At 45.8% G+C, this 6931-nt stretch carries 6 protein-coding genes; 3 read left to right on the top strand and 3 right to left on the bottom strand.

The window, feature by feature from the left end; genetic code table 11:
- The 3 genes from ALO_RS10820 to ALO_RS10810 form a co-directional block, all read right to left on the bottom strand.
- Positions 1 to 1919, bottom strand: a 1919-nt coding sequence (locus ALO_RS10820) for a DNA topoisomerase 3 (protein WP_004095637.1), incomplete at its 3' end; no start/stop codon positions are given.
- Positions 1916 to 2251 (bottom strand): hypothetical protein, encoded by a 336-nt coding sequence (locus ALO_RS10815; RefSeq protein WP_004095636.1) that lies wholly within the window; start codon positions 2249 to 2251, stop codon positions 1916 to 1918. The genes ALO_RS10820 and ALO_RS10815, both read right to left, overlap by 4 nt.
- Entirely contained in the window at positions 2248 to 2538 is a 291-nt protein-coding gene (locus tag ALO_RS10810) for a hypothetical protein (protein WP_004095633.1), read from the bottom strand. Before ALO_RS10810 ends, ALO_RS10815 begins: the two co-directional genes overlap by 4 nt.
- Positions 2539 to 2801: 263 nt before the next feature.
- Between ALO_RS10810 and ALO_RS10805 the strand changes: the two genes are divergently transcribed.
- The 3 genes from ALO_RS10805 to ALO_RS10795 form a co-directional block, all read left to right on the top strand.
- Positions 2802 to 5510 (top strand): MobA/MobL family protein, encoded by a 2709-nt coding sequence (locus ALO_RS10805; protein ID WP_004095631.1) that lies wholly within the window; start codon positions 2802 to 2804, stop codon positions 5508 to 5510.
- A 12-nt stretch (positions 5511 to 5522) separates the two neighbouring features.
- The gene (locus ALO_RS10800) at positions 5523 to 5705 is read left to right on the top strand and encodes a hypothetical protein (RefSeq protein ID WP_004095628.1); all 183 of its coding nucleotides are present in this window, start codon (positions 5523 to 5525) and stop codon (positions 5703 to 5705) included.
- A 430-nt stretch (positions 5706 to 6135) separates the two neighbouring features.
- A partial coding sequence (locus tag ALO_RS10795) for a TrmB family transcriptional regulator (RefSeq protein WP_004095626.1) occupies positions 6136 to 6931 on the top strand: 796 nt, incomplete at its 3' end.

The following is a 6931-nucleotide window of genomic DNA, read 5'->3' as shown; positions in this document are numbered from 1 at the left end:
CCCCAGAAGCAGGTTCCTTTTTTCTTGCCGCTGCGCCGCTTCAAAAATCCCTTTTTGCAGACCGGGCATAGGATTTGTCCTTCCATTGCCGAAATGGTTTTTCCCTTAGCTTCTCCAAGCAGAGTTTTGACAAAATCCGTGGTCGCATCAAGAAAAGCATCTGCAGAAAAGTTGTTTTCAGCAATGCGCGTAAGTTTATCCTCCCAAATTGCCGTTATATCGGGATAAGCCAGTGCTTCCGGCAGCGCGTCAAACAGCTTTTCTGCAATATCGGTTGCATAAAGCACGTTTTTTTCGAGACGCAGGAATCTGCCCTGGACGAGCTCATCTAAAATCCCTGCCCGTGTTGCTTCTGTTCCGATACCGGAGCATTCTTTCATCTGCGCCTTGAAGGTCTCTTCCCGAACATAATGGTGAATGTTCTTCATGGCTTCAATAATACTGGATAGATTGAAGCGTTTCGGCGCCTTTGTTATTTTTTCTTGTAAAGTCAGTTCCCGTAGACTCACTGTATCCCCATTTTGAAGATCCGGTAAAACGGCTTCCTCCTCTGACTTTTCGTCATCAGTTTCCGCCTTATATAAAGAACGCCAGCCTTGTTCCAAGACCACTTTCCCGGTCCCCAGGAAAATATGGTTACCGATACGGATGCGAAGAACCGTCTTAGAAAATCGGTAAGGCGGATAAAATTGTGCAAGATACGCGCGGGCAATTAAGGCGTAAATATCTTGCTGCTCTCTCGTAAGTTTTGCCTGATCACACGGGAGCGTTGTCGGGCTAATTGCATGATGCGCCGTAATCTTTTCATCAGCCCAGGCCCGGCTTTTTCTACTCATATCCGCGCCTGCCATTTCTGTCTGCCAACCCGCCCGAGCCAAATTTTCAAAAATGACTTTTGCATCCTTGAACTGAGCTTCCGGCAAATAGTCGCAGTCGGAGCGCGGATAGGTAGTCAACTTCATTTCATATAATTTCTGCGCTATATCTAAAACCTGTTGCGGTGTATAGCCAAGCTTGCCTGCCTGAATTTGCAGTGCGGATAAACTCAATGGCAGAAGCGGCGCCTCTGCAGTTTCTCTTCTGGTCACATCTTCAATCCGAAAGGTTTCGCCATTTTTTACAGACTGGAGAATTTCCTGAGTAATGTTTTCTACCAGCTCCCGCTTTAAGATCCGCCCTTCACTGTCGCAGCCGGAAAACTCTTCCGGTATAAGCCAAACTGCTGAAAAGCATTTTTCCGTCTGCTCAAGGTCCACTTTAATCCCATAATGCTTAGTCGGCCGAAATTCCCGGATTTCCCGCTCCCGCCTCACGACAAGCGCCATTGTCGGCGTCTTGACCCGGCCTATCCGCATGACTTCATCGTAACCCGCTTGCCTGGCCATTGCCGTATAGGCGCGGGTTAAATTCATACCAATCAGCCAATCTGCGCGGCTGCGGGCAACCGCCGATTCCGTAAGCGGCTGAAAATCGGCATTATTTCTCAAATCCCTCAAAGCCCGCTTGATAGTGATTTCATCGAGAGCATTCAGTAAAAGCCTTTTCACCGGCTTTCGATTTTTCAAATACTCCAGCAGCTCGTCCACTAGCAGTTGGCCCTCACGGTCCGGATCGCCGGCATGAACGATTTCGTCCGCCCGTTTTAACAAATCCTTGATAGTCTGAAACTGTTCTTTCGCTTCAGGCTTAACGAACAGCTCCCATCTTTGGGGCACAATCGGCAACAAGGCAGGCGACCACGAATTGTAAAACGGATCATACATCTGCGGCGTCTTCTGCTGCAAAATATGCCCAAATAGCCAGGTGACCACATCGCTGGTCCCCGTAATTTCAATGTATCCCTTCTTTTGCGCTCCCTTACCCAAATACTTTGCCAGTTCACGCCCTACACTTGGTTTCTCGGCAATCCAAACTCTCATTCATCCTCCCTCCCGTCTTCCGGGTTAAACGGATTTCCCGGCAATGAAGAATCTGTCGGCCGCGCATATTCACCGCGGTTTGCCGCAACCATTTGGGCGACCTTTTCCATATTCACCTGCCCCGGGGAAAGATTTGCCTTCGCTAAGCGCAACCCGAAGTCTCTGCATTCACGTGTAAATTTTTCCTCTTCCAAATCCCTAATTTTCTTTTGCAGAGTTCTCATTTCCGCAGTCGACTTTTTCAGCCGCTGCTCTGCTTTCTGCCGGCGCCGGTAAAGAATGCCAAGCCGTTCTTCCATCTCTTCCCTCGTTTTCGGTTTTGCCGCTGTCATCGCCAATCCCCCTCTTTCTTTGCTACTTCGCCTGCGGCAAAGTGCAGATAAAGGCGGCGATCGATTTCAGAAATAGCACGGCATTTCATCGCACGCAGGAAGCCGATTAGCAAGGAGAATTCCTCCTTGCTCCAATCCTCTTTACTCTGCCAGCCGGCCTGTCGCAACGCATCGTGGAAAATACGTGTGTTATATTTATGCAGCAAGGACCGGCTCGCCTTATCCAACCGCTTTAAAGCAAGTTTCCTCTGCTCGATTTTTTTCTCGACTGCCGCTAACCTATCCATGTTTGCCCACCGCCTTTTTTTCATTATACGAAGCCCGTATAGCCAGGAATAGACGGTGTGCACAACTCCTACAGCAGCGTGCAACATGATTTTTTCGCAGCCATGCTACAATAAAAATGATACAGTAGCCCTAAAAAGAAACAGGCGCACTTAGGACTTGACGGTTTCGTCAGTCGCGCAGACCCATCTGCCGCTTGCCTTCGGCTACGCTGAACCTGCGGTTGGCCAATTTCCTTTCGGAATTTCGGGGAGGTGCACGGATTATGGCGCTTTATCACTTTACGATCAAGGACAACAAAACACCGGGCGGGCGCATCATCCTTGCCAGTGACCACGCCGAATACAATCATCGCGAGGAGAAGTATGCAAACCTTGATCAAAAACGCGCCGGACATATCGCTGCCGATAATCACCTCGACTATATTGCGCGGCAAGAAAAATACAGCTTAAAAGAAGGTTTTATCTGCGGCGGACACCATCTCCCCGAATGGGCGAAGAATTCACCGAAAACCTTCTTTCGGGCCGCAGACGCTCATGAAACTTCTGCTCATACCTATAAGGAAATTGAATTTGCCCTGCAAAGCGAATTGGCGTTGGAACAAAACCTCGCACTGGCTCAAGAATTTATCGGCAAGCATTTTGGAACAGACTACTATTACTCATATGCCATCCACAACAAGCTGGCAGCTATGGGCGAGGGCGAGGAAAACCTGCACTGTCATCTCATGTTTTCACCGCGGAAACTGGATGCATTAGAAAAAGAAAGCGAACGCCAGCCACGCTGTTTTTTTCAAAAGGCCCGCCGACTCTATACCCGTAAGGACGGGAGCATCATGGACCGGCGCCGCGAAGGAGGTTGTGCCGTTCCTGCCATCTGGAATAAGCAAGTGGAAAGCCGAAACCACCTGTTATATTTGCGCGAGGATTTTGCCAATTTAACGAATGCGGCGTTAGAAAAATACGGGCACACGGCTCGCATCGACCACCGCTCCTATCGTACCCGCAGGCAGGAAGCCGCTCAGCAAGGGGATGTCTTAATGGAGAGGCTCTTTTCCCTGGAACCGGAAAAACATATCGGCCCAACAGTAGCCAATACCCTTGATCACCCCTCAGTGATTGCCATAAAAGAGCGCCGTGCTCTCCGTAAAGAACTTTGTCAGTTAATTGAATCGGCCGACCGTCTGCAGAAATTACAGGACTATAAAAATCAGCGAAAATTAAAAAGGAGAATCCCGCAAGTAAGTGACCAACTACACAACACATCGGGTGAATCCCCCCTGCTTCTCCTTGATCTCGCCGCTGCGCAAAAAGCTACAGACCTCGCCTCCCAAGGTATCCAGCATTTTGGCGAATGCCTGGCGGTCGAACGTTTTTCCGAAATGAGCCAACAGGAAAAGGCGACTTTTTCCACGATAAAAGAAGTACATCGCGACAGGCATTTTTTATCCACTATCCTGGAAGCAGTACGCGAAAAATGTAGTGAAGAAAAAGACCATCTTGTCAGCTTACAGAGGCCAGAAAATAAAACTTTGCCCCAACAGATTGCGTACTGCACATCGGCACTTGCCGTCTTGCAATTCGATGAAGATGAGGCACTGCTCTGTCAGGCCCTCAAAGACTATTCGGAAAAAGAGCGTCAAGCGGTTCAAGCGCTTCGTTCCATTTCCCCGCTTGTAAATAAAAAAGATCGTCTGCCCAGAGCTTGTCTTACCTATCTGCACCAGGCGACACGGTTTGAAGAATTTGAGCAGGCCGCCTTGGTAGAGCTTCCTTTGCAAAGAGAAGAACTTAAAAAACAGGCCGCAATTCTGGCCGATATGGAAAAGTATCTGCTTACCTATCCGCAGGCCATCCGCAAAGCCCAGGAAGAATACATCAGGACACTCCATAATCCGGATTTTACAGCCGCTTGGCAACAAGACACTCAGTTCTCCGAGGATCTTTTTGCCCTAAAACGCGTGCAAAAGACTGTCGAGATCCGCCTCAAATCAGCTTCTTCCCCCAAAGAGACTACCGCACTTCTCGCCGAGCAAAAGCGTCTGGAAATTATAGCACAAACCCATGCGGCACAGCGAAAAAAGCAACACGGCATATTGCAGGAAATCCGCCAACATCTCAACACATCACAAGCAAAATCCGCGGTTACTCGCAAGGCAAATGCCATTCTGTTGGCGCAAAAACCCCGGCAGGACGCCTACCGTATGATGCAGGATAAGCTAGGCGAAACGACAGACCGTATCCGCCGACTCACACTGTTTCGCGTAAAGCTGATAAAAGAAACTGATCTGGTCAAAAACAATTTCTCGCAGCTGCCAACCAAAGAAACGCCGCAGGAACAGCGCTATACCGCGCGGGAGGTTCAAGGCATTTTGCGTACCGCCTTATATTCTTTACACGCTGAACAGAAGCGTACTCTGCAAGAAATAGAAGTGCTACGCCCCTTCTACATTTCCGAAAAGCGCGCACAAACGATTGCTCTCTATCGTCTGAGTGAAGGGAAAATGCGAGCTTTGCAAAAATTGAAAAACGAGTTGTCCAAATCGGAAAGTGAAAAACGCAACGCAGAAGATGCTCTTCTTTCCCGAGAATACGGATTGACCATACTAAAAAAACCGAAATGGTATGATAAAATGCTAAGTACCCAAGCACAACAGCAATATCAGGATGCTCAAATCGCTATCGAAATACAAAAGATGCAAACCCTTGCCGCAGCCCAAAGGTATACTGCCTTAAAGGAACGCATCTCTTGTCTGGAAAAAGAAATTGAACAACTGACTGCGACGCCACAGGCTAAAGAAAGGCTGTCCGCCATCACAGCCGGTATTTTAAAGAAAAACCAATCCATAGGAGAAGAAATGCAGCGCCTAACCAATCGTCAGGCTGAACTAAGAAACCAGGAAAACGAGCTTGATCATCTTCTTGCAGCCACAGAAAAACATGTGCTTACCGATCAGCGGCAAAACATCCGCTAGGCTGTCAAAGGAATGTCCACTTCCGCTGATGCAGTTTCCCTAATTGCCCGTTCCTTCGCTGCTGAACCGGCTGCTTGCGCGGCTGTTGCCAGGATTTTCGAAGAAGACAATTACCTATTTGATTCTTTGGCCAAAACGGCAGCCGAGCGTGAAGAAACTCAGCAAAAAACCGCTTGGGAACATAATGAATTTTAAGTCTCTGATTATTTCAATTCCACTATCCCGCTCAGTATGACTGCCAAATGACCTGTCAAAACAACCAAAATTGCAGCCAGATACCGTTTCCTATCCTTACAGTTCATCTCAGTTATACCTAACACTCACTTTGTTTTGACCCCGATCGCTTTAAGACTCGGTTTTAACAGATCGCTGCTGAGTTGCTCCTGCAAATTTGCGTTTCATTGCGCAATGAGGTTTCCTGCGTCATTTTAGCAAAGTGTGTAATATTTTATTTAAACTTTGATTTTCGATTATTCTTTCATTTATTTCGAGTATGTGTTTTTAGTATATTCAATCACATCCTTCTTCACCTTAAATACCTATATATTGTCGATTCAGATACATGGTTCATTTCTAGATTTTGTGGTAAAGTATAAAATATGATTAATATAGAAAGGACATAAATATGGAAGATAGTGAGATTTTTTTATTAAATAAAATTGGTTTGACAGATACAGAAGCTAAAGTATATTTAGTATTACTGCAACACGGGAGAGCATCAGGCTATGAAACCAGTAAGTTAGCTGCAGTGGCCCGATCCAAAATCTATAATATATTGGAATCTCTAGTTTTAAAGGGATTTATTATCTATACAGAAAAAGAAAACAATACTCAATACTCGGCTGTTCCAATAAATGAAATTGTGCAAAGAGTAAAACATGAAACAAATAATATATTAGATAATCTTACAGATAGACTAAAAAATTATCCCGCAAAAACTGATTTAGATTATATTTGGCATATCCGTCAAAGCTCAAATGTATTTGCAAAATGTAGAGAGATAATAAAAAAGACAAAAAATGAATTACTAGTACAAATATGGGAAGAGGATTTACCACATGTCTTAGAAGATATTCAAGAATTAGAAAATCATAACATTCGAATTGGTGTCGTTTATTTTAGTGATAATGAAGATTCCGTGATACCTTTAAAGAAATATTGCAGACATGGTTTGGTAGATGAAAAACGCAAGGAAATGGGTGGAAAATGGATTACACTTGTTTCAGATATGAATGAGGTTGTATTTGGACAAATTCTAAGTAATACTATGGCTGAAGTGATTTGGACAGAAAGCAAACCGGTAATTGCACTTGCTGCCGAATGTATAAGACATGATATGTATTTTTACAAAAACGCCAGTCTTTTCCAGGGAATTATGCAGAAAGAATTAGGCAAGGATTATGAAAAAATCCGCGATATTT

It is taken from the genome of Acetonema longum DSM 6540 (assembly GCF_000219125.1).
Taxonomy (GTDB): Bacteria; Bacillota; Negativicutes; order Sporomusales; family Acetonemataceae; genus Acetonema; species Acetonema longum.
The sequence above is the reverse complement of the archived record's forward strand: the minus strand, read 5'-3'. Positions and strand labels throughout refer to the sequence as shown.